19 protein-coding genes and 1 tRNA gene are annotated in these 20,908 nt (G+C 74.8%); 9 read left to right on the top strand and 11 right to left on the bottom strand.

What is annotated here, in order from left to right; all coding sequences use genetic code 11:
* Nucleotides 1-16: 16 nt before the first annotated feature.
* The gene (locus tag ACIPRD_RS27440) at nt 17-973 is read right to left on the bottom strand and encodes a D-2-hydroxyacid dehydrogenase (RefSeq protein ID WP_401566820.1); all 957 of its coding nucleotides are present in this window, start codon (nt 971-973) and stop codon (nt 17-19) included.
* 276 nt (nt 974-1,249) lie between these two features.
* Between ACIPRD_RS27440 and ACIPRD_RS27435 the strand changes: the two genes are divergently transcribed.
* Nucleotides 1,250-2,338: an LLM class flavin-dependent oxidoreductase gene (locus ACIPRD_RS27435; RefSeq protein WP_401566817.1), complete on the top strand. Its 1,089-nt coding sequence runs from the start codon at nt 1,250-1,252 to the stop codon at nt 2,336-2,338.
* Here the strand turns inward: ACIPRD_RS27435 and ACIPRD_RS27430 are convergent.
* The gene (locus ACIPRD_RS27430) at nt 2,317-4,131 is read right to left on the bottom strand and encodes a bifunctional diguanylate cyclase/phosphodiesterase (protein ID WP_356396880.1); all 1,815 of its coding nucleotides are present in this window, start codon (nt 4,129-4,131) and stop codon (nt 2,317-2,319) included. The genes ACIPRD_RS27435 and ACIPRD_RS27430 overlap by 22 nt on opposite strands.
* A gap of 377 nt (nt 4,132-4,508) precedes the next feature.
* Here ACIPRD_RS27430 and ACIPRD_RS27425 point away from each other — a divergent pair, with 377 nt between their 5' ends.
* Nucleotides 4,509-5,726: a M6 family metalloprotease domain-containing protein gene (locus ACIPRD_RS27425; protein ID WP_356399023.1), complete on the top strand. Its 1,218-nt coding sequence runs from the start codon at nt 4,509-4,511 to the stop codon at nt 5,724-5,726.
* Nucleotides 5,727-5,817: 91 nt separating this feature from the next.
* Here ACIPRD_RS27425 and ACIPRD_RS27420 read toward each other — a convergent pair.
* From ACIPRD_RS27420 to ACIPRD_RS27390, 7 genes are all read right to left on the bottom strand, one after another.
* Nucleotides 5,818-5,891 (bottom strand) — tRNA-Lys (locus ACIPRD_RS27420).
* Nucleotides 5,882-6,580, bottom strand: coding sequence for a bifunctional DNA primase/polymerase (locus tag ACIPRD_RS27415; protein ID WP_356399025.1), 699 nt, complete (start codon nt 6,578-6,580; stop codon nt 5,882-5,884). The genes ACIPRD_RS27420 and ACIPRD_RS27415 overlap by 10 nt, the downstream gene beginning before the upstream one ends.
* Nucleotides 6,581-6,605: 25 nt before the next feature.
* A complete protein-coding gene (locus tag ACIPRD_RS27410; RefSeq protein WP_356396883.1) occupies nt 6,606-6,977 on the bottom strand; it encodes a hypothetical protein in 372 nt (123 codons plus the stop codon).
* A 182-nt stretch (nt 6,978-7,159) separates the two neighbouring features.
* Nucleotides 7,160-8,497, bottom strand: coding sequence for an AAA family ATPase (locus ACIPRD_RS27405; protein WP_401566813.1), 1,338 nt, complete (start codon nt 8,495-8,497; stop codon nt 7,160-7,162).
* Complete coding sequence (locus ACIPRD_RS27400; RefSeq protein WP_401566811.1) at nt 8,494-10,098, bottom strand: hypothetical protein; 1,605 nt, start codon at nt 10,096-10,098, stop codon at nt 8,494-8,496. Before ACIPRD_RS27400 ends, ACIPRD_RS27405 begins: the two co-directional genes overlap by 4 nt.
* 169 nt (nt 10,099-10,267) lie before the next feature.
* Complete coding sequence (locus ACIPRD_RS27395; protein WP_401566809.1) at nt 10,268-11,479, bottom strand: hypothetical protein; 1,212 nt, start codon at nt 11,477-11,479, stop codon at nt 10,268-10,270.
* Nucleotides 11,376-12,329 (bottom strand): phosphatase PAP2 family protein, encoded by a 954-nt coding sequence (locus ACIPRD_RS27390; protein WP_356396892.1) that lies wholly within the window; start codon nt 12,327-12,329, stop codon nt 11,376-11,378. The genes ACIPRD_RS27395 and ACIPRD_RS27390 overlap by 104 nt, the downstream gene beginning before the upstream one ends.
* A 241-nt stretch (nt 12,330-12,570) precedes the next feature.
* Here ACIPRD_RS27390 and ACIPRD_RS27385 point away from each other — a divergent pair, with 241 nt between their 5' ends.
* On the top strand, nt 12,571-13,167 hold the full coding sequence (locus ACIPRD_RS27385; RefSeq protein ID WP_356396895.1) for a histidine phosphatase family protein: 597 nt from the start codon (nt 12,571-12,573) through the stop codon (nt 13,165-13,167).
* 321 nt (nt 13,168-13,488) lie between these two features.
* Here the strand turns inward: ACIPRD_RS27385 and ACIPRD_RS27380 are convergent, their stop codons facing one another.
* Complete coding sequence (locus ACIPRD_RS27380) at nt 13,489-15,000, bottom strand: hypothetical protein (RefSeq protein WP_401566806.1); 1,512 nt, start codon at nt 14,998-15,000, stop codon at nt 13,489-13,491.
* A 264-nt stretch (nt 15,001-15,264) separates the two neighbouring features.
* On the opposite strand from ACIPRD_RS27380, the gene ACIPRD_RS27375 reads away from it, so the two are divergent.
* From ACIPRD_RS27375 to ACIPRD_RS27360, 4 genes are all read left to right on the top strand, one after another.
* The gene (locus tag ACIPRD_RS27375) at nt 15,265-15,669 is read left to right on the top strand and encodes a hypothetical protein (RefSeq protein WP_356396900.1); all 405 of its coding nucleotides are present in this window, start codon (nt 15,265-15,267) and stop codon (nt 15,667-15,669) included.
* 57 nt (nt 15,670-15,726) lie between these two features.
* Nucleotides 15,727-16,596 carry a fused MFS/spermidine synthase gene (locus ACIPRD_RS27370; protein ID WP_356396903.1) on the top strand — a complete coding sequence of 290 codons (870 nt, stop codon included), beginning with the start codon at nt 15,727-15,729 and terminating at the stop codon, nt 16,594-16,596.
* A gap of 132 nt (nt 16,597-16,728) precedes the next feature.
* Nucleotides 16,729-17,277 (top strand): SigE family RNA polymerase sigma factor, encoded by a 549-nt coding sequence (locus tag ACIPRD_RS27365; RefSeq protein ID WP_356396906.1) that lies wholly within the window; start codon nt 16,729-16,731, stop codon nt 17,275-17,277.
* Nucleotides 17,274-17,981, top strand: coding sequence for a SecDF P1 head subdomain-containing protein (locus ACIPRD_RS27360; RefSeq protein WP_401566801.1), 708 nt, complete (start codon nt 17,274-17,276; stop codon nt 17,979-17,981). The genes ACIPRD_RS27365 and ACIPRD_RS27360 overlap by 4 nt, the downstream gene beginning before the upstream one ends.
* Before the next feature lie 30 nt (nt 17,982-18,011).
* Here ACIPRD_RS27360 and ACIPRD_RS27355 read toward each other — a convergent pair whose 3' ends face one another.
* A complete protein-coding gene (locus ACIPRD_RS27355) occupies nt 18,012-18,566 on the bottom strand; it encodes a hypothetical protein (RefSeq protein WP_401566798.1) in 555 nt (184 codons plus the stop codon).
* 112 nt (nt 18,567-18,678) lie between these two features.
* Between ACIPRD_RS27355 and ACIPRD_RS27350 the strand changes: the two genes are divergently transcribed.
* Together ACIPRD_RS27350 and ACIPRD_RS27345 are read left to right on the top strand one after the other, a co-directional pair.
* Nucleotides 18,679-19,386, top strand: coding sequence for a response regulator transcription factor (locus tag ACIPRD_RS27350; RefSeq protein WP_356396915.1), 708 nt, complete (start codon nt 18,679-18,681; stop codon nt 19,384-19,386).
* Nucleotides 19,383-20,891: a sensor histidine kinase gene (locus tag ACIPRD_RS27345; RefSeq protein ID WP_401566795.1), complete on the top strand. Its 1,509-nt coding sequence runs from the start codon at nt 19,383-19,385 to the stop codon at nt 20,889-20,891. Before ACIPRD_RS27350 ends, ACIPRD_RS27345 begins: the two co-directional genes overlap by 4 nt.
* Nucleotides 20,892-20,908: the final 17 nt, after the last annotated feature.

Raw genomic sequence — 20,908 nt, 5'->3', positions numbered from 1 at the left:
GCACCCTCCCGGTGGGTCAGTGGCCCGGTACGTAGCCGCGCTTCTTGTCGACCACGTTCACCAGAGATCTGCCCGCCGCCCAGCGCTCGTACAACTCGACGAACTGGGTGCCCAGTTCGTCCCGCCAGCCGACTGTGTCGCCGCTCATGTGCGGGGAGACGACCAGCCCCGGCACCCCCCACAACGGGCTGTCCGCGGGCAGGGGTTCGTGGGTGAACACGTCCAGCGCGGCGCCCGCGATCCAGCGTCTGCGCAGCGCCTCGGCCAGCGCCTCCTCGTCGACCAGCTGCCCCCGCCCGACGTTGACGAACACCGCCGAGGGCTGCATCACCCCGAACCGGCGGGTGTCGAACATGCCGTACGTCTGCTCGGTCAGCGGTGCGGCGGCGATCACCCAGTCCGCGCGGGAGATCAGCCGGTCCAGGTCGGCCGGGCCGTGGATGCCGGTCCGCGGCACCCGCCCCACCAGCGCCGTCGTCACCCCGAGCGCCTTCAGCACGCGGGCGATCGCCCGCCCGATCGGACCCGACCCGACGACGCACGCGCGGGTGCCCGCCACCCGGCGCGACTCCCGGTGCCGCCAGGTCCGCTCCCGCTGGAGCTCCAGCGTGCGCGGCAGGTCCTTGGCGGCCGCGAGCACCAGCGCGGCGACGTACTCCGCGACCGGCAGCTCGAAGACGCCGCGCGCGTTGGTCACCACCGTCGCGGACGCGGCCAGTTCCGGGCACAGCAGATGGTCCACACCGGCGCTCGCCGTGTGCACCCAGCGCGGCCGCGGACCGTCCCCCGGCCACGCCTCGCGCACGGCCCGGGAGGTGAAGTCCCACACCAGCAGCACGTCCGCCCGGGGCAGCTGCCCGGCCAGCCCGGCCGCGTCGGTGTGCACGACCCGGGCACGGCCGGTGAGACGGCCGAGCCGGGGCGGCGGGTCCGCGTCCAGCACGAGCAGGGTGGGGCGGGTCGGGATGGGCATCGGCGGGCCGTCCTCCCGTACGGGCGCACCGGGCGTCCGGCATGCGCGGATGGACCACGCTCGCACCCGCACCCGCGAGCGTCAACAGCGGCCTCCGGCCCGCGAACGCCCGGTCCGCCGGACCCCGGCCCCCGGGCCGCCCCGGTGCCTGCGCGGGCCCCGTCACCGGCGGAGGCGGGCGTCACAGGAATAAGCGGAGGCACCCTTCCGTTGTGCTCGGGCAGGACCGCTCAGGCAAGAGACACCGCTCAGGCAACAGACCAGGAGGCACGCACCGTGTCGGCAGACGAGATCCGCGGAGCGACGCGAGGCACCGCACCCGTACCCCTGTCCGTACTGGACCTGGTCACCGTCGGGGCGGGCAGCACGGCGACCGACGCCCTGCGCACCAGCGTGGACATCGCGAAGGCCACCGAGGCGCGCGGATTCCACCGCTACTGGGTCGCCGAGCACCACTCCATGCCGGGCGTCGCCTCCTCCTCGCCGGCCGTGATCCTCGCCCACCTCGCCGCCCACACCGACCGCATACGGCTCGGCTCGGGCGGCGTCATGCTGCCCAACCACGCCCCGCTGATCATCGCCGAGCAGTTCGGCACGCTGGAGGCCCTCGCGCCGGGGCGGGTCGACCTGGGCCTCGGACGGGCGCCCGGCACGGACGGGGCCACCGCGGCCGCGCTGCGCCGCAGCGACACCCTGAACGAGGGCGCCGACGACTTCCCCGAGCAGCTCTCCGAGCTGATCCGCTTCCTCGACGACGACTTCCCCGAGGGCCACCCCTACGGGCGGATCCACGCGATCCCCGGCCCGGTGCAGGGCACCACCCCGGGCGGCGTCCAGTCCCCGCACCGCCCCCCGGTCTGGCTGCTGGGCTCCTCCGGCTTCAGCGCGCGGCTGGCCGGCCTGCTCGGACTGCCCTTCGCCTTCGCGCACCACTTCTCCGCGCAGAACACCGTCCCGGCGCTCGACCTGTACCGGCAGACCTTCCGGCCCTCCGCGGTCCTCGACCGGCCGTACGCCCTCATCGGCGTCTCGGCCCTCGCCACGGACGAGGAGGCCGAGGCCCGAAGGCAGGTCCGGGCGGCCGCGCTGAACATGCTCCGGCTGCGCATGGGCCGCCCCGGCCTCTTCCCCGACCCGGCGGAGGTGGACCACTACGAGTTCAGCCCCATGGAGGAGGAGTTCGTGTCCTCCTGGACCGCGAACGTGATCCACGGGACGCCGGACGAGGTCCGCTCCGGTCTGGACGGCCTGCAGAAGCGCACCGGGGCCGACGAGCTGATGCTCACCTCGCACGCCCACCGGGGCGCCCTGCGGCTGCGCTCCTACGAACTGATCGCGGACGCCTACGGCTTGCCGACCGCGTAGGTCTGCACCCCGAGCAGCTCGGAGATGCGGTCCGGCGGCACCGGGCGGGAGTACAGCCAGCCCTGTCCGGTGTCGCAGCCGATCCGGCGCAGCCGGGTGGCCTGCGCCGAGGTCTCCACGCACTCGGCGGTGACGGTCAGCCCGAGACGGTGGGCCAGCTGGATCATCGCCTCCACGATGACCTCGTCGGCCGGGTTGGGCGCCGCCCCCTTGGCCGCCTCCTGGTGCTCCTCGTACTGGAAACCGCGTACGAAGGAGCCGTCGAGTTTCAGGACCGACACCGGCAGCCGGCTGAGGTAGGCCAGGTTCGAGTAGCCCGTGCCGAAGTCGTCGATGGCGATGCGCACCCCCATGTCGCTGAGGGCCTGGAGGGTCTGCAGCGGGCGCCCGGCCGAACCCATCACGGCCGACTCGGTCAGCTCCAGCTGGAGCAGGTGCGGGGCCAGACCGGTCTCGGCGAGGGTCCGGTCGACGTCCGCCACCAGGTCGGAGTCCCACACCTGCCGCACGGCCACGTTGACGCTGACGAAGATCGGCGGCTCGTCCGGGTGGTCGAGCTGCCAGCGCCGGGCCTGACGGCAGGCCGTGGTCAGCGCCCAGCGGCCGAGCTGCACGATCGAGCCGTCCTCCTCGGCCAGTCCGATGAACCGATTCGGCGTCAGCGTGCCGAACTGCGGGTGGTGCCAGCGCACCAGCGCCTCCACCCCGCTCAGCCGGCCGTCCTCCATGCCGACCAGTGGCTGGTACTCCAGCGCGAACTCGCCGCGCTCGATGGCGGGGCGGAGCGTGGAGGACAGCGCCTGACGGGTCATCCGGTGCGCGTTGCGCTCGGGGTCGAACAGCGTCCAGCGGCCCTTGCCGTCCGCCTTCGCCCAGTACAGGGTCGTGTCCGCCGCCTGCATCAGACCGGTGGCGGTCGTACCGGCCGCGTGCCGTTCCACGACGCCGATGGACGCGGTCAGCGACAGCCGCTGTCCGGCCAGGTCGAACGGCTCCTCCAGGGCCCTGAGCGCGCAGTCGGCGAGGTCGGAGAGCTGGTCGGTCCCGGTGGAGCCCTCCACGAGCAGCGCGAACTCGTCGCCGCCGAGCCGGGCCACCAGCGGAGTGCCGGTGCGGGCGTACCCGGCCTCGTCGGCGACCCGGGTCAGCCGCTGCGCGACGGCCGCGAGCAGCCGGTCGCCCACGCGGTGGCCGAGGGTGTCGTTGACGGCCTTGAACCCGTCGAGGTCCAGGTAGCACAGGCCGATCCGCCCGGTGCCGCCCTGCTCGTACGCCTCCGCCTCCAGCGCGGCCGACAGGCGTTCGAAGAACAGGGTGCGGTTGGGCAGCCGGGTCACCGGGTCGTGCATCTGCAAGTGCCGCAGACGCGCCTGGAGTTCGCGGTGCGCGCTGACGTCGGCGACCGACAGGAGCACGCCCGCGCCGCCGTCGGCCAGCGGTGCCACGGTGATCTGCGCCCACACCGAGGTGCCGTCACGGTGTTTCAGGCGCCGGGTGCAGCGCAGCTTCGCCTGCCGGCCGCTCAGCACCTCGCGGTAGGCGTGCCAGGTGCGGGGGTCGGCGGCCAGGTCGACCAGGTCGGCGGCGGGCCGTCCGGCCAGCGCGTCGAGGGGGATGCCGAGCAGCTCGGCGAACGCCGCGTTGGCGTTCACCACGAGCCCCTGGGCGTTCACGACGGCCATGGAGACAGGGGCGGCCGCGAAGACACGATGATAGGGGATAGGGTCACTGTCTGTGACGGCTGACCGGTCGAGGTCTGCCGCGGGCGTCGGCCCTTCGGACGTTCCGCTCACCGCTCGCTCCCGCAGTGCACTCGATCTCTGTCCGTGCCGGAAAGTGTGCCGATCATAGAGGCTGGCCCCGGGCCCTTCCAGCCACTCTCCAGTGTCCCGGATCGCACCACCGTTCTGACAGATCGTTTCTGCCCGCACCTGGACGGGTTCTTCGGGCCCCCGACCACTTGTGACGTTCCGTGAGTGATCCGGGGTGTCGTCCGCCGGTGTGTGCGAGCGCGCAAACGGGCGTACTCACCCTTCTGGTTCAGATGAACAGTGCATAACATCGGAAATCACCACAGTCTGGATGCGGCGCCCTTCGGCGTACCCGCGAACCGCATCCGGAGGTCTGTTCCGTGCCCAAGCTGCGCAGCACCGCCGCCGTGGCCACCACGATGTCGGCGCTCGCCGCGACCTCGATCCTCACCGGCCCGTCGGTCGCCGAGCCCTTCTCGACGGCACCCTGCGCACTGCACCGCACCGAGGCCCACCACTCCGAGGGCGTGGACACCTGGAACCGCGCCTATGTGCGCCCCGTCGGCTCCCTCGACGCGGTCCTGATCTTCCTGTCCTTCCCGGACGCCACCCCGCGCACCACCCCCGACGAACTGACCGCCGATCACTTCCCCGCCACCAGCCGCTTCTTCCAGCAGGCCTCCTACGGCAGGTTCACCCTGCGCCCGCACCCGCTCCGGCGCTGGCTGCGCATGCCGAAGCCGTCCACGGCGTACGCCATGAAGCGGGACTGGAGCGAGCCCGACCGCGCCGCCTATCTGCACGACGCCTTCGCCGTGGCCGACCGGGAGGTCGACTTCTCGCGCTTCCGCGTCGTCTACCTCGTCGCCGACCCGGACGCGCCCGGCGTGGACTCCGACGCGACGAAGGTCGTCAACCTCGACACCCCCGCGCACCTCGACGGCACGGACGTCCGCCGGGTCGTCACCGTCTTCGAGCGGCACCCGCCCGACCGGCTGGTGCTCGCCCACGAGACCGGTCACGTCTTCGACCTCCCCGACCTCTACCACCGCCCGGGTGAGGACGGTGAGGGCGACTGGGACACCCATGTCGGCGACTGGGACCTGATGGGCAGCCAGTTCGGGCTCTCCCCGGACCTGTTCGCCTGGCACAAGTGGAAGCTGGGCTGGCTGGATCCGCGCCAGGTGCAGTGCGTACGGGGCACGCGGGCGACCCGGCTGACCCTGGAACCGCTGGCCGCGGGCCCCGGGGTGCCGGTGCGGGGCACGGCGGGCGCCCCCGCCTTCGGGCTCGGCGGCGGCACCAAGCTGGCGCTCGTGCGCACCGGCCCGGACAGCGTCCTCGCCGTCGAGGCGCGCGGCTCGGCCGGCAACGACCGTACGGCGTGCAAGCAGGGCATCCTCGTCTACCGGGTCCGCGACGACATCGAGTCCGGTGACGGACCGGTCCAGGTGATCGACGCCCACCCGCGCTCCCGGGCCTGCTGGGAGAACTCCGTCTACCCGCCCCTGGCCGACGCGCCACTCGCCCTCGGGGAGAGCGTCACCGTGCCGGACGACGGGGTGAAGGTCGAGGCGGAGGGGCGTACGGCCTCGGGGGCGTGGACGGTGAAGATCACTCCGGGGGTGGCCGGATGAGGACGTGAGCCTGCCGGCGCCCGGAGGGTTCTCGGGCATACGAAAACGGCCGACAAGTTTCTTGCGAAACCTGTCGGCCGTTTCCTTCGCGTGCGCCGCCAGGGACTCGAACCCCGGACCCGCTGATTAAGAGTCAGCTGCTCTAACCAACTGAGCTAGCGGCGCCTGCTGACGTCGTAGACATTAGCATCCTGATCGGCGGGAGGAAAAATCGATATCCCCGCCCAGCGGCGGGCCGCCCGTACCGCCGCCCAGAGCAGCACCTCGGGGCCGGGCAGCCACGGGTGCCGGGTGTCGGGCGCGACCAGCCAGCGGGAGCCGCCGGCGACGGGGGAGTCGTCGCCGCGGGGCGCGGGCACGGTCACCGCGTCACCCGTGCCGTGGCACAGCAGCGGCGGCACGGCCTCCGTGCGGCTGCCCGCCGCTCCCCACTCCTCCCAGGCCAGCAGCGAGGGGAGGCGCTGGGCGGTGCCCGGGGCGGCGAACAGCAGCATGCGGCCCCGGTGGACGGCGACCGGGCCGGCGCCCGGCCCCTCGTCCCATAACCGGTCCAGCATCCGGCGGCCGAAGACCGCGGGGACGTTCACCACGTCGAACACCGTGCCGCAGGGCAGCACGACCGGGGCGTCCGGGTACTCCTCCCAGAGGGCGCGCGTGCTGCGCGGAAAGGCCCCCGCGGAGGCGAGCCACGCGGCCCCGTCGGCGGTGGCGGAGGTGATGTCCGGTGCGCTGGTCATGCTCCAGGTGTACCGGCGGTGAGGGCGCGGTTCCTCTGGGTTGCGGAAAACCGGGACAGGAAGGGGCGGGTGCCCGTATCTTGCCCGCCTGGCATATGCCGGGCGGGTCGGCCGGATGCGGGCCCGGGCCGGCGGGCCGGCCTCAGACGGGGTCGACGGGCGTGCGGCCCTCGGCGTCGGCGCCGCGCATCAGATCGCGCCCGAACTCGACCATCTTCTTCGCGTAGTCCTCGGTCCACTCCGCGCGTTCGGCGATGTCCGCCGGGGTCAGCCGGTCGAAGCGGCGCGGGTCGGCGAGCTGGGCGGCGGCGAGCGCCTGGAACTCCATGGCCCGGTCGGCCGCGGCGCGGAACGCCTGGGTCAGCTCCGTGGCCCGCGTCAGCAGGGCCCGCGGGTCGTCGAGCGACTCCAGGTCGAAGAAGTGCTCCGGATCCGCGGCCGCCGCCACGGGCTCGAAGACCAGGGACGCGGGGCGTAGCCGCGGTTCGTTCCGACGCGGCGTGGGCTCCGCCATGTCTGCATCTCCTCCTCGTACGGTCCGGTGGCCCCTCCCCTCGGACGGGCCACCGTCCATTGTCCCGCGCGGGCGCAAGAGGCCCTAGGCGGCGCCTCCCCGCACAGACGTCCGCCGGTGGCCCGGAAGCAGGGGCTCCGGTGGTCACGGGCCTCAGGTGAGGGGGGCCGGGGTTCCGGTGGTCAGGGGCGCCAGGTGACTCGGTGTTCGGCGAGGTGGGCGAGGACCGCGTGGTTGGCCTCCCAGCCGTCCGGGAACTTCACCAGGGTGCCCAGCTGGACCGGGTCCGTGGAGGGGTAGTCGTCCAGCAGGTCGCCGACGCCCGCGCGGCAGACCACGATGCAGGCGTGGCGGTGCCGGGAGGCCAGCACGCACAGGCGGCCGGTCTCCAGGTGGAACGCGGTGGCGTCGGGGCGGCCGGACAACGGGTGCAGGACCACCGTCACGTCGTACTCACGGCCCTGGAGGCGGTTGGCGGTGTCCACCGTCACGTCGGCCACGCCGAGATCCGCCAGCGCCGCGCGCACGGCCGCCGCCTGGTCGCGGTGGGCGGTGCCGACGGCCACGCGGTCGGCGGTCAGCGGAGCCGCGTCCGGCGAGCCCTCGGACACGGCCGCGCCGCCGCGGTCCAGCAGGCGCCGTACGACCGCCGCGACCGCCCGCACCGCCTCCGGGTCGGTGCGCGGGGTGTGCCGGGCGGGCAGCTCCAGCAGGCCCCAGCCGGACTCCGCGGCCTCGTCGATGACCCGGTCCGGGGCCGAGCCGTCCGAGGGGACGGCGAAGGCCAGCCGGCGGTCGCCGTACCCGGTGCCGCTGCGGAACGGGGTGTACGGGTAGAAGGCCGCCGAGACCAGCGGCGCCGCCGTGGCCGGCAGCCGCCAGGAGACCGGCAGCCGGTGCTGCGGCAGCCCCGGGTTGTGCGCGAGCAGCGTCGACACGGCGGAGGCCGACGGGTCGTACGACAGGCCCGCCCACTGCTCGCTGCCCACGATCGCGAACGGGTCCAGCTGGCCCGGGTCGCCCACGAACAGCGCCCGCTCGAACAGCCCGGCCACGGCCAGCAGGGAGTCCGAGCGCATCTGGTACGCCTCGTCCACGATCGCGTGCCGCCACGGCTCGTCCACCGTGACGTGCGCCCACTTCGCGGCCGTGGACAGCACCACGGGCAGCCCGCCGAGATCGGCCGCCTTCGCCGACATGCGGACGTTGGGCAGAGCCTCCAGCGCCTTGTCGTAGGCGTCGGTGTCGCTGCTGTGCAGCCGGCCCACCGGCAGTCCGGGATTCTTCGCGGCCAGCCGCTGGACCAGGTCGTCCACCTGCGCGTTGGTCTGCGCCACGACCATCAGCGGGCGTCCGGCGTCCGCCAGTTCCAGGGCCGCGCGGACCACCAGCGTGGACTTGCCCGCGCCGGGCGGGGAGTCGACCACCACGCCCCGCTCGGTGCCGTGCAGGGTGTCGTGGAGGATCGCGTCCGTCGCGCGCGTCGCCGCGGCCCCGGGGTCGAAGTCGACGGTCGTCACAGGACGTCCTCCTCGGTCATGGTGTCGGCGGCCTCCGCCACGGCCTCGCCCGGCGGCCCGCCGTGCGTCCACGGGGTCCGGTCGGGGTCGGGCAGCTTCGCCCCGCCGCGCTGCTCGTGCTCGAAGAGGGTGAAGCAGACCAGGTCCCCCTTCTCGGGGAGCGAACCGGCCGCGGGCTCCTTGCCCCGGCCCATCCGGTCCACGATCCGCAGCACCGCGAGACCGCCGGACCCCTCGCCCTCGTCCTCCCAGCCGGTGAACTCCGCGGCCTGCGGTTTGCCGCCCAGCGAGCGGTACACCTTCGCGCGCTCCGCCAGGTACGGCCGGTCCTCCGTCCGCACGGTCACCAGCGGGCGCGGACTCGGCCGTCTGCCCTCGCTGTACGCCATGACGACATCGGTCACCTCGCCCGCGAAGGCCTCGCCGGCCAGCCGCCGCCCCGCCATCACCAGCGGGTCGTCCAGCGCCTCCTGCGCCTCCAGCCGGGCCTGTTCGCGCTCCCGGGTGGCGAGCTTGTTCGCCGCCGTCACCGCGTCGTCGCGGCGCGGCTGCGGGGGCTCGCCGGCCACGACCCGGTCGCGGTGGGCGGTGAACGACCAGCGGTCCCTGGTCCACCGCTCCTCCACGTGCCCGCCCTCCGGCAGCTCGCGCAGCAGGTCGAGGCCCCGCCACACCGCGTCCCAGGTGGGCCGCGTACGGCTCTCCACCAGCTCGCGGACGTGCCGCTCGGCCGCGGTGAGCGCGGCCAGCCGGTCGTCGGCCTCCAGGGCGTCCTCGGCGGCGGCCAGGGCCGAACGCGCGCGGTCGTAGCGCTCGATCGCCGGGGCGAGCAGCTTGTTGTCGAACGCGGGGTCGGTGGCCGGTCCGGCCGGCGGGCACAGCAGCTGGCCGGCGGCGTCGCGCGCGAGCTCGGCCCGGTGCGCGGCCTCGGCGCCGCTGCCGCCCTCGGGCACGTCGATCCAGGCCAGCAGGGCGCCCAGGTGCTGGTCCTCCAGGCTGGACTGGCCGGTCGCCCAGTGCCGGGACAGCACGTCGGTGGCGGCCAGCAGCAGGGACGAGCCGGGCACCCGGGACCGCTCCCCGTAGTGGGTCAGCCAGCGGCCGAGCAGCGGGACCCGGGGCGGCGCCGGGTACGGCGTCTCCGGGTCCTGCTCGGCGGTGCGCCGGAAGCGCATGGAGCGGCCGAGCAGCCGTACGAGGTCCAGGCCCGCCCGGCTCGGCACCACCAGCTGGGGCGCGTCCGCGCACAGCTCGGCCTCGACCTTGACCCGCTTGCCCGTCTCCGGGTCGGCCGCGGTGCGCTCGGCCGCCTCGACCTCGGCGGAGCAGCTCTCGATGTACGGCAGGACGACATCGGCCAGTTCGGCGAGGAACGCGAAGCGCAGGTCCCGGTCGCGGGGCTGCGGCACGGCCAGCAGGCGCGGCGCGTCCCGGTCGGTGCCGACCAGCGCGCCGAGCGGGGCACCGGCCTCGCCCGCGGTGATCAGCGGCACGAACACCAGCGGTCGGTCCGACAGATGGCGGTGCCGGACGGTCGCGGCGGGCTGTGCCCGGCCTTCGGCGACGGCCTCCAGCCGGGCCAGGGTGGTGATCAGTGACACGGGGTCGCCTCCGGGAGGGGCTCGGCGTGCGGGGCGGCCGTCGTACGGAGGCCGGTGCCGCCGGGGGAGCCGAGGGGAGGGAGGTGCCCGGCGGCCGGGCGGTGACCGGCACGCGTGCGGGGGCCGTTGCCGGTGGCTCCGGCGTGCGCAGGGCGGACCGGGGCGGTGGTCAGCGGCACGGGGTCGCCTCCGGGAGGGGCTCGGTGCGCGGGCGGACGACCCGCAGCGCCTCGGCGCGCAGGGCGGCGGCGCGGCGCAGCGCGGCCACCGCCGGATCGTCCGGGTCGCCGCTCTCGCCCCGGGCCGCCGCGAGGACGTCGCCGACCGTGGCCAGGCCGCCCAGCTCGGCGCGCAGCGGCCGGCCCAGCCGGGTCACGGTGTCGGCGGCGCGGGAGCGTTCCCGGCAGTGGAAGGCCAGTTCGCAGGCCGACAGGCACTCCGGAGCGTAGGCCGCGGGCACCGCCCCGACGGCGGCCGTCAGCTCCTCGGCCGGCCGGTCCGGCGCGAAGCAGACGCCCTCGGGCAGCGCGTCGGCGATCTCCTCGACCCGGGTGAGCCGGGCCAGCTGCCGGGCCGTGACCGCGCGCTGCTTGCGCACGTCGACCACGGAGGCGGTGGCCATGTTGGAGAAGTCCTTCGGGCACACCAGCAGCACCTGATGGCCGACCCGGGGGGCCGGATCGAGGCGGGCCGCCACCTGCTCCAGGGCCAGCACGTACACCGCCGCCTGCCGGGCGGCCGCGCCCACCTTCGACGGGTCCGCCGCCCCGTCCAGCATCGGGAACGACTTGATCTCCACGACCGTCCAGGTGCCGCCGGGGTGCACCACGACCGCGTCCGGTTCGAGGAACGCGGGCGATCCGGCCACGTCGAGCGCGAGCATGGGGTGGTCCAGCAGCGTCCAGCCGCCGCCGGCCGCGGCCTCGCGCAGCGCCAGCTCCGTACGGGCCGTACGCCCCTCGGGACCCGGCGCGCTCAGGTCGGGCACGGCCGCGGCCCCGGTGGGCGGCTCGGCGCCGGGGTCCAGCCGGGAGTGCGCGAGGCGCAGCAGTTCCGCGCCGCCGTCCGCCTTCACCCGCGCCTCGAACGCGTTGCCCCGGGTCAGGGCGAACTGCGACTGACCGAAGCCCGACGGCGCGCCGAGCGCGCCGGCCAGCGCCGCCTTGTCCACCCCGGCGCCGTCCAGGATCGCCCGCCGGCTGCAGCCCGGGTTGGCCGCGAGCGCCGCGAGGGCGCGCGCGTCCAGGGCCTTGGCCGGTACGTCGGGACCGCGCAGCTCAGCGAGCCGGTGCCGGAGCGCCTTCGCCCGCGTCGCTGGGGGAGGCGTCCGGTTCGGCTGCGACGCCGGGCCGGGACTCGCGCTGCCGTGGAATTCGCTCACCCGCGGAAGTCTGGCATCCGCCACTGACAACCGGGGCGGCAACCGGCCCTCCGGCCGCCGCGATCGTGGCGGTACGGGGGCGCAGACGGGCCCGCAGCAGATCCGTCGCACGCGTCAGACGCGGCGCGATCAGCAGCCCCACGCCCATCACCGCGACGCCCGCGACGGCGTCCAGGAAGTAGTGGTTGGCCGTGCCCATGACGACGATCGCGGTCAGCAGCGGGTACAGGACGCCGAGCGCCTTCGCCAGGCGCGTCCCGCCGTGCCGCCACAGCATGACCCCGCACCACAGGGCCCAGCCGACGTGCAGGCTCGGCATCGCCGCGTACTGGTTGGTCATGCCGCCCATGCCGCGCGGGGCGCTGGCCTCGCCGCCCCACCAGCCGTACGAGCTGAAGTGGGCCATCGTGTCCACGAAGCCGTTGTCGGGGGAGAGCAGCCGGGGCGGGCAGGTGGGCAGCAGGGTGAAACCGATGAGGCCGACGAACGTGGACGACATCAGCCAGGTGCGGGCCGCCCGGTAGTGCCCGGCGCCGGTCCGGAACAGCCAGACCAGGATCGCGGGCGTGACCAGGTAGTGCAGCGAGGCGTACCAGAAGTCGGCCGGCACACCGAGCCACGGCACGCGCGTGAACAGGCGGTTGAGCGGGTGCTCGGCGTTGAGGTGCAGGGCCTTCTCGACGTGCAGGATGGCGAGGCCGTGGTCGACGGCGTCGGCGATGTTCCCGCGGGCGAGGAGGCGGCCTGCGGTGTAGCAGCCGTAGACGAGCAGTATCAGCGGCAGTTCGGTCCACCAGCGCAGCCGGGGGCCTGGGGCCACCTCGGTGCCCGGTGTCTCGTTCTGCGCCATTCGATCGCCCTCCCCCTTCTGGTTCCGCCGTGTGCGCCCTGCCGGGCGACCGTCACTTTACGGTGTCCCGGTCGCCGTCCGTATGGGCTCCAGCACTCAAAGACGCGGAGAGCGTCCGGCGGGTTGCCCCGTCCCGGACGTTCGTTTCCGGCTGAGCGATGATGGAGGGACCAGGCCTCCTGTGTCCCCCTGTTCCTCCCCCGTCCCTCTTCCGCTCATCCTTCCCGTGGAAAGGTCTCTCATGGCACCGCGCATCCTGCTGGCCCGGCACGGACAGACCGAATGGTCGCTGTCCGGCAAGCACACCGGCAGGACGGACATACCGCTCCTGGAGGAGGGCCGGCAGGGGGCCAAGCTGCTCGGCGAGCGGCTGCACCGCGGTCCGCTGGACGGGCTGCCGGCGGCGGAGGTGCGGAGCAGCCCGCTGGTACGCGCGCGGGAGACGTGCGAGCTGGCCGGGTTCGGCGAGCGGGCGGAGAACTGGGACGCGCTGATGGAGTGGGACTACGGCGCGTACGAGGGCCTGACGCCGGCGGAGATCAAGGCCGACCGGCCCGACTGGCTGATCTGGCGGGACGGCGTCCCCGGCGGCGAGAGCCTCGCGGAGGTCACCGCGCGCGCGGACGAGGTCGTCTCCTGGGCCCGTTCCGCCGACCGCGACGTCCTGGTCTTCGCCCACGGGCACATCCTGCGCTCCATCGGCGCGCGCTGGCTGGGCCTGCCGCTGGACTTCGCGGCCCGCATCCGCCTGAACCCGACCTCCCTGTCGGTCCTCGGCTGGGCCTACGACGCCCCCGCCCTCGAATCCTGGAACGACACGGGCCACCTCACCCCCTGAACCGCCCACCCCAGGGCCCGACGAAACCCTCAGACAACCGCTCACCGTCCCCACCCAGGGGCGCGAGGAACTGCGCGACCAACCACAACCCGCACCCGAAGCCCCGCCCGACCGAGCCCTCCAGCCGACGCCGCCCGTCCCGACTCAGGGGCGCGGGGAACTGCGCGACCAGCCACAACACACCCGCACCCGAAGCCCCCGCCCCAGGCAACCGAGCCCTCCAGCCGACGCCGCCCGCCCCCACCCAGGGGCGCGGGGAACTGCGCGACCAGCCACAACGCACCCGCACCCGAATCCGCACCCGAAAGCCGGCCCCGCCCCCTACCCCCGCCGCGGCAACGCCTTATGCCGGTCCAGGAAGTCCGAAACCCCCGACGCCCGCCGATGCGGCAACAGCACCCGCGCCGTCCCCGCCAACATCGTCTGGATCCGCGACGACTGCACCTCCGCGAGCAGCCCGAGCACCCGCACCCCCGCGGACGCCGCCTCGTCCGGCCGCCCGTCCCGCGCGAGATCGTCCGCCAGCTCGGCGGTGTACAGCGCGATGTTCCGGGAGAAGTGCGGATCCTGCAGATGCGCCGCCCGCCCCGCATGCCGGGCGGCCCGCCGCCAGTCGCCCAGCGTGGACCAGCACTGCGCCTCCAGCCCCTCCAGCTCGGCCTCGCCGTAGAAACTCATCCACTCCGGATCCGCCTCGGACCGCCCCCGCCCGAACATCGCCTGCGCCCGCGCCAGCGCCCGCTCGCAGCCGGTGCGGTCGGCGAGCCCCGCCCAGCCGCCCGCCTCGCGCAGCGCGAGGAGCGACAGCAGGCGCGGCGAGCCCAGCGGACCGGCTGCGCGCTGCGCGGCCTGCGCGGCCCGCACCGCCTCCCGGGGGCGCCCGGCGTCCCGGGCGAGGAACGCCGTGTTGCAGAAGGCGTGCGCCTCCAGCGCCGCGTCGCCGTTCATCCGCGCGGTGGCCAGCGCCTCCGCGTAGTGCGAGCGGGCGTCGTCGAAGCGGCCGGAGTCGTGCGCCAGCCAGCCCACCGAGATGGCCAGTTCACCGGCGCCGGAGTGCAGCCGGTCGGCGGTCGCCTGCCGGGTCGCGCCCGCGTCCAGGAGCGCGTAGGCGGCACGCAGCGGTGCGGCGGCACGCCGGTAGAGCCCGTCCGCGCCGTGCCGGTCGTCGAGCACTCTGATGCGGCGGACGGCGTCCTCCAGGGCGATGGCCTCGGAGGTCCCGGCGCGGCGGGGCGACGGGACCGCCGCCCGCGCGCCGGCGGTGTCCTTGGCGAGCCCCAGCGGGCCCAGTGTGGCGGCGGCCATCGTGGCGCCGCCGCCGGTCATGAATGCGCGACGCAGCACGTCGCTCTCCTCGTGGTCCAGGTGGTCGTTCTGGTACGGCCCGTCCGGGCCGTACGGGTCCTGCCGGTCCAGCGGGTCCTGCGGTTCACGCCGGTGGCACGGATCGTGCGACCGCTCCTCCCGGTCGTACGGAGAACCACCGCCCCGCGTCTCACCCAGGGCGTGCGCCGGGAGCGCGTCCGGGGTCGTGCGCGCCCCGCGTCCGCGTACGGACGAGCGCGGCGCGAAGCCGAGATCGGTGAGTGTGCGGCCGGGGAACATGTGCAGGAACACCCGCTCGTACGCGTAGTTGGGGCAGCGGATCTCACCCGCCTCGACCCTGCCGACGTAGCGCGCGTCACAGCTCACCCGCTCGCCGATCTCGCGAGCGGCACGCCGTACCAGCGCGGCGAACTCGGCCGGTGAGCGCCGGCCGCGCAGCTGCCGGAAGGCGAGGTTGGGCCGTTGCGGCCGTTCGGGCTGTGACGCGGTCTGTGTGGACGACGCCATGGCCGGTCCTCTCGTGCGAACCGTCGAACCATGCCGGATCCGGGGTGGATCTGGGCTGAGTTGTCCGAGTGACACCCTGGTTCCGGCGGGCTAGAACGTACCCGGTGTGCCGGACCCACCACGCGGTGTTTGGCTACAAAAGGGATATCTCATCCACGATCCGCCATGAACTGCCATCCTTTGCGGCTGACTTGTGCCGTAGCCGTTGACGCCGTGGCGCGTTGTACGTCATGGACTGCAACAGGCGGCGCGGTGGAGGCCGGCATGGAGACCAGCCAGAGCAACGATCCTTGTACGGTGCCGTCGTCGGCGGCGCCGGACGACGAGGTGTGCGACCTCGTGACCGTGCCGGCCCGGCAGGGCCTGGAGGCGGTCGACATCCTGCGCCGCGGCCCGGGGGAGGCGGTGGGCCCCGTCCTGCACGACGACGGCTGCGACACCCTCGGCTTCCTCGTCCCGGCGGGGACGGCGGCCCGCTGGGACGTGCCGGGCAGCACCTGCACGGAGACCGACGGACGCGGGCTCAGGCTCGCCCCCGAGCCCCCGGTGGAGGGCTCGGACTGGCTGGTGCCGCCCGGCGAGGCCGACCTCGCCACCGACCCGGTGGTGCTGCGCCGCGCCCTCGGCGAGGCGGCCCGGCTGATCGAGGCGGCGGACAGCCGCCGCTGAGCGCGCCCCGGCGCCGGCCGTACGGCGCGGGTCCGGGGCGCCTGCGAGAATGGACGGATGGGCAGGTCCAGGAACAGCCGGCGCGGGCCGGCCGCCGTCGAGGCAGTGGTGGAAGCGGTCGACGGCGGGCTCGCGCAGCTCATACCGGACCCCGACCGCTCCCGGGCCTGGACGCTGCTCATCGACGGCGCGCCCCAGTCGCACGTCGACCTCGACGACCCCGCCCATCTCTCCTTCGAGTACCAGCGCCGCATCGGCCACGTCATCGACCTCGCCGCCCCGCCCGGCAAGCCGGTGCACGCCGTCCACCTCGGCGGCGGCGCCCTCACCCTGGCCCGGTACGTCGCGGCCACCCGGCCGCGCTCCACCCAGCAGGTCGTCGAGCGGGACGGCGCCCTCGTCCAACTCGTCCGCCGCGAACTGCCGCTGGATCCGAACGCCCGGATACGGGTGCGCTCCGCCGACGCCCGCGAGGGACTCGCCAGGACGCCGGACGGCTGGTCCGACCTGATCGTCGCCGACGTCTTCAGCGGCGCCCGCACCCCCGCCCATCTCACCTCCACCGAGTTCCTGGACGAGGTGCGCCGGGCCCTGAAGCCGTCCGGTGTCTACGTCGCGAACCTCGCCGACGGCCCGCCGCTCGCCCACCTGCGCGGCCAGATCGCCACCGCGGCCGCCCGGTTCGCGGAACTCGCGCTGATCGCCGACGCGGCGGTCCTGCGCGGCAAGCGGTTCGGCAACGCGATCCTGGTCGCCTCCGACGCCCCGCTGCCGTTCGCCGAGCTCACCCGCCGCGCCGCTTCCGACCCGCACCCCGGCCGGGTCGAACACGGCCGCCCGCTCACCGACTTCACCGGTGGCGCCGCCCCCGTCACGGACGCGGCGGCGGTGGCCTCCCCGGCCCCGCCCCCCTCGGTGTTCCGCTGAGAGGACGCCCTCCCAGGGGCCCCTCAGGTTTCCCCAGGAGCCCTCGCGCCGGCGTGGTCGAGAAAGTCCGGCCGGCGGGGCAGTCGAACCGCCTCCCGCACCCGTCTTCACGGGGGAATGAGGGAGGGCGTATTGAATGCCGACGAGGAACGCCAGTTCACCGAGTTCGTGGCGGCCCGGTCGAGATCGCTGCTGCACACGGCCTACCTGCTGACCGGGGACTGGGAGAAGGGCCGGGACCTGCTCCAGACCGCGCTCGCCTCCACCGCCCGGCGCTGGTCGAAACTGCGCGACCGCGAGCAGCCGGAGATCTATGTCCGCAAGGCGCTCTACCACGCCCAGGTGGACCGCTTCCGGCTGCTGAGCTGGGGGCGGGAGACGGTCACGGACACCCTGCCGGACCGGCCGTCCGGGCAGGCCGCCGACCTGGCCGACACCGTGGTCCAGCGGCAGGCCGTCATGGCCGCGCTGCGGCGGCTGCCCAGGCGCCAGCGCGCGGTGATCGTGCTGCGCTACTTCGAGGACCGGCCGGACAGCGAGATCGCCACGATCCTGGGCGTCGCCCAGGGCACGGTCCGCAGCCAGACCCACAAGGCCCTCGCCTCCCTGCGCGCCACCCTGGCCGAGGCAGGGCAGCCGATCTCTCCCTCCACCGTCTCCGGAAGGGGCACCGTCGCATGAACGACTCGACCGGACACACGCTGCACGAGACGTTGCTGCGCGAGGCCCTGCACGCCCACGTGGAGGAGAACGGCGGAGACACCGGGGCGCGTCTGGCCGGCGTGGTCGACGGCGCGCTGCGGATCGCGCGGCGGCGGCAGCGGCTGGCCCGCGCCGGGGCCGGTGCGGCCGCGGCCGCCGTGCTCGCCGTCGGGTGGGTGGCCGTCGCGGACGGGCCGGCCCTGCGCGCGCAGGTGGTCGGGCCCGCCGCCGGGGACGGCCCCGGGCTGGGGGTGCCTCTCTCCGTGCTGCCGGTCGCCTCGTCCGTGGAGCACGCGTGCAGCCCCGGCAGCGGCGGCTACACCGTGCGCTCGCCCGCGCCCCAGCCGCCGATCTGCGTCCGTACCGACCGGGCCGCCGGCATGACCGACGTCCACGTCACCTCCGCGAAGGCCTCGAAACCCGCCTCCGAACAGCACTGGACGGTGCAGGTCACCCTCAGTTCCGCCGACCGGACCCGCTTCGCCGCTCTCACCGGCTCGATCGCGCGGGCGCCCGCCCCCCGCAACGAGTTCGCCATCGTCGTGGACGGCGAGCTCTGGGGCCTGCCGTACGTGAGCACCTCGATCCCCGGCGGCCGTATCGAGATCTCCGGGGCCTCCGCCGCGGGCCTCACGAGCGCCTCCGCCCACGCCCTCGCCCACCGGCTGGCGCCCAGCCGCTAGTCCCCGCGCGGCCCGGGGGCCCGCGCGGCGTCAGTAATTGATCACCTGGACGCTCGGCGGCCCGTCGTTCCAGGTGCAGAAGACCGTCACCCGGTCCGTGCTCCTGCTGAACTCCACCCGGATCCACGTCGACGTCTTCCACACCTGCATCGACCAGCCGGTGCCCGGCGTCGCCGAGACGAGCGTCGCGTCGGCGGTGCCCAGGTCGAAGACCGCCCGCCCGCCACCGGTGTCGTACGCCTTGACCTGACCGCCGGCGGCGGAGGACGCGGCGGGAGCGGTCGGCGGGGAGGGCGTGCCGGAGCGCGCCGCCGGGGTGCGGGAGGGCGCGGGGGCCGTGGCCCCGGCCGGCGGGCTCGTCCGCGGCTTCCCCGGCGACGGGGACGAGGAGGGGCGAGCGGCGGCCGGGGGAGGCGGCGGCGGGGTCGCGGGCCGCCGGGCCGCGTCGGCCGCCGTGATCGGCAGGGCGCGCGGCGGGTCGTACGCCGTGCCCGCCATCACCGAGTGCACACCCCACCAGGACAGCGTGACCGCCACCCCCGTGGAGAGCAGCCACGCCATTACGTGTACGAGTCCTCTGCGCATCGCCGACCATCCTGCCTCAGCCGTCACAACCGGTGCAGGGGACCGGAGTTATCCACAGAGAGTTGTCCACAGGCCCACACCGGGGCGGTGCGGATGGCGTAGGTTGCGGCGCATGGCACGTGTTCTCGTGGTCGAGGACGACCAGTTCGTACGCTCGGCCCTCATCCGGCATCTGACCGAGGCCTCGCACGCCGTGCGCAGCGTCGGTACGGCGCTGGAGGCGCTGCGCGAGGTCGCCCATCTGCGCTTCGACGTGGTCATCCTGGACCTCGGACTGCCGGACCTGGACGGCTCCGAGGCCCTGAAGATGCTGCGCGGTGTGACCGACGTGCCGGTCATCATCGCCACCGCCCGGGACGACGAGAGCGAGATCGTGCGGCTGCTCAACGCCGGCGCGGACGACTACCTCACGAAACCGTTCTCGGTCGAGCACCTGTCCGCGCGCATCGCCGCCGTGCTGCGCAGGGCCCGCCCCGGCGGCGGGGAGACCGCCTCCTCGCCGGTGCTCCGCGTCGGCGGGCTCAGCGTCGACCCGACGCGCCGGCAGGCCGAACTCGACGGCAGACGGCTGGATCTGACCCGCCGGGAGTTCGACCTCCTCGCCTATCTCGCCTGCCGCCCCGGTGTCGTCGTCCCGCGCAGGGAACTGCTCGCCGAGGTCTGGCAGCAGTCCTACGGCGACGACCAGACGATCGACGTCCATCTCTCCTGGCTGCGCCGGAAACTGGGCGAGACCGCGGCCCGGCCGCGCTATGTGCACACCCTGCGCGGGGTCGGGGTGAAGCTGGAGCCGCCGGCGGCAGGGGAGCCGGCGCGATGAGATGGGCCCTGGTCAAGGTGTGCCTGGCGGTCACCACGATGGTCGTGGTCGCCTTCGCCGTCCCGCTCGGACTCGTCGTCCAGGAGATGGCCCGCGACCGCGCGTTCTCCAACGCCGAGCGCGAGGCCGCGGCCGTCGCCCCGGCGCTGTCCATCACCACCGACCGGGACGAGCTAGAGAGGGTGGTGGCCTCCGCGGGCGCCGGCCCCGCGACCGGTGCCGGAAGCGGCGGCGCCGCGACGGGGATGGCGGTGCACCTGCCCGCCGACGGCGGCCGCGCCGCGCTCGACCTCGGACGGCAGCGCGCCACGGCCCGGGACATCCAGGCCGTACGGAACATGGGCCGGGCCTCCACCGCGTCCGTCGCCGGCGGCTCCGCGCTGCTCCAGCCGGTCGCCCTGGGCTCCGGAGCGATCGCGGTCGTCGAGGTGTACGTGCCCGAGTCGGAGATGAGCAACGGCGTCGGTACGGCCTGGGCGGTGCTCGGGGCCGTCGGCCTCGCGCTGATCGCCGGCTCGGTCGCCGTCGCCGACCGGCTCGGGGTGCGCATGGTGCGGCCCGCCCGCCGGCTGGTGGCGGGGGCGCACGAACTGGGCGAGGGCAAGCTCGGCGCCCGTGTGCCCGAGGACGGCCCGACCGAACTCAGGCTCGCCGCCGTCGCCTTCAACTCCATGGCCGACCAGGTCGTCCAGCTCCTCGCCAACGAGCGGGAACTGGCCGCCGACCTCTCGCACCGGCTGCGCACCCCGCTCACCGTGCTCCGGCTGAACACCGCCTCCCTGGGCGCGGGACCGGCCGCCGAACAGACCCGGGCCGCCGTCGCCCAGCTGGAGCGGGAGGTCGACACCATCATCCGCACGGCCCGCGAGGCCAAACCGCAGACCGGCGCGTCCGGGCCGGCGGCCGGCTGCGACGCGGCCGAGGTGATCCGCGAGCGCATGGAGTTCTGGTCGGCGCTCGCCGAGGACGAGGGCCGCAAGTGGCGGGTGGCCGGGGTGGAGCGCCCGGTGCGGATCCCCGTGGCCCGCGCCGAACTGGCCGCCGCCCTCGACGCACTGCTCGGCAACGTCTTCCGGCACACCGCCGAGGGCACCGCCTTCGCGGTCGACGTGCACGACAGCGAGGAGGCCGTGATCGTCCTGGTCTCGGACGCGGGCCCCGGCATATCCGACCCCGGGGCGGCGATGGCCCGCGGCCGGGGTTCGGGCAGCGCGGGCTCGACGGGCCTCGGGCTCGACATCGTGCGCCGCCTCGCCGAGTCCACCGGCGGGGACGTCCGGATCGGCTCCTCGGTGCTGGGCGGCACCGAGGTGCGGATCTGGTTCCAGCTCGACGGGGCCGGACCGGCGGGACGCGGACCGCGGGGCACCGCCCGGCGGCGCCGGCCCGGGAGACCGTGGAAGCCGGTGCGGGCGGGGACGCCGGTGCGCGCGGGGAAGCGGGGGCACACGGGGGAGGCCGCGGAGCGCGTGCGGCCGGGGAAGTCCGAGCCGCCCGAGAGCTAGACGGGCCGGGCGAGCCG

Source organism: Streptomyces sp. NPDC090108 (assembly GCF_044747185.1).
GTDB lineage: Bacteria > Actinomycetota > Actinomycetes > Streptomycetales > Streptomycetaceae > Streptomyces.
The sequence above is the reverse complement of the archived record's forward strand: the minus strand, read 5'-3'. Positions and strand labels throughout refer to the sequence as shown.

What these genes read in the sequence shown, in the direction of transcription:
- ACIPRD_RS27360 (WP_401566801.1), top strand. Translation starts at nt 17,274, where the DNA reads ATGAACGACTCGACCGGACACACGCTGCACGAGACGTTGCTGCGCGAG.
- ACIPRD_RS27375 (WP_356396900.1), top strand. Translation starts at nt 15,265, where the DNA reads ATGGAGACCAGCCAGAGCAACGATCCTTGTACGGTGCCGTCGTCGGCG.
- ACIPRD_RS27380 (WP_401566806.1), bottom strand. Translation starts at nt 15,000, where the DNA reads ATGGCGTCGTCCACACAGACCGCGTCACAGCCCGAACGGCCGCAACGG.
- ACIPRD_RS27355 (WP_401566798.1), bottom strand. Translation starts at nt 18,566, where the DNA reads ATGCGCAGAGGACTCGTACACGTAATGGCGTGGCTGCTCTCCACGGGG.
- ACIPRD_RS27350 (WP_356396915.1), top strand. Translation starts at nt 18,679, where the DNA reads ATGGCACGTGTTCTCGTGGTCGAGGACGACCAGTTCGTACGCTCGGCC.
- ACIPRD_RS27425 (WP_356399023.1), top strand. Translation starts at nt 4,509, where the DNA reads ATGTCGGCGCTCGCCGCGACCTCGATCCTCACCGGCCCGTCGGTCGCC.
- ACIPRD_RS27370 (WP_356396903.1), top strand. Translation starts at nt 15,727, where the DNA reads ATGGGCAGGTCCAGGAACAGCCGGCGCGGGCCGGCCGCCGTCGAGGCA.
- ACIPRD_RS27390 (WP_356396892.1), bottom strand. Translation starts at nt 12,329, where the DNA reads ATGGCGCAGAACGAGACACCGGGCACCGAGGTGGCCCCAGGCCCCCGG.
- ACIPRD_RS27385 (WP_356396895.1), top strand. Translation starts at nt 12,571, where the DNA reads ATGGCACCGCGCATCCTGCTGGCCCGGCACGGACAGACCGAATGGTCG.
- ACIPRD_RS27440 (WP_401566820.1), bottom strand. Translation starts at nt 973, where the DNA reads ATGCCCATCCCGACCCGCCCCACCCTGCTCGTGCTGGACGCGGACCCG.
- ACIPRD_RS27345 (WP_401566795.1), top strand. Translation starts at nt 19,383, where the DNA reads ATGAGATGGGCCCTGGTCAAGGTGTGCCTGGCGGTCACCACGATGGTC.
- ACIPRD_RS27410 (WP_356396883.1), bottom strand. Translation starts at nt 6,977, where the DNA reads ATGGCGGAGCCCACGCCGCGTCGGAACGAACCGCGGCTACGCCCCGCG.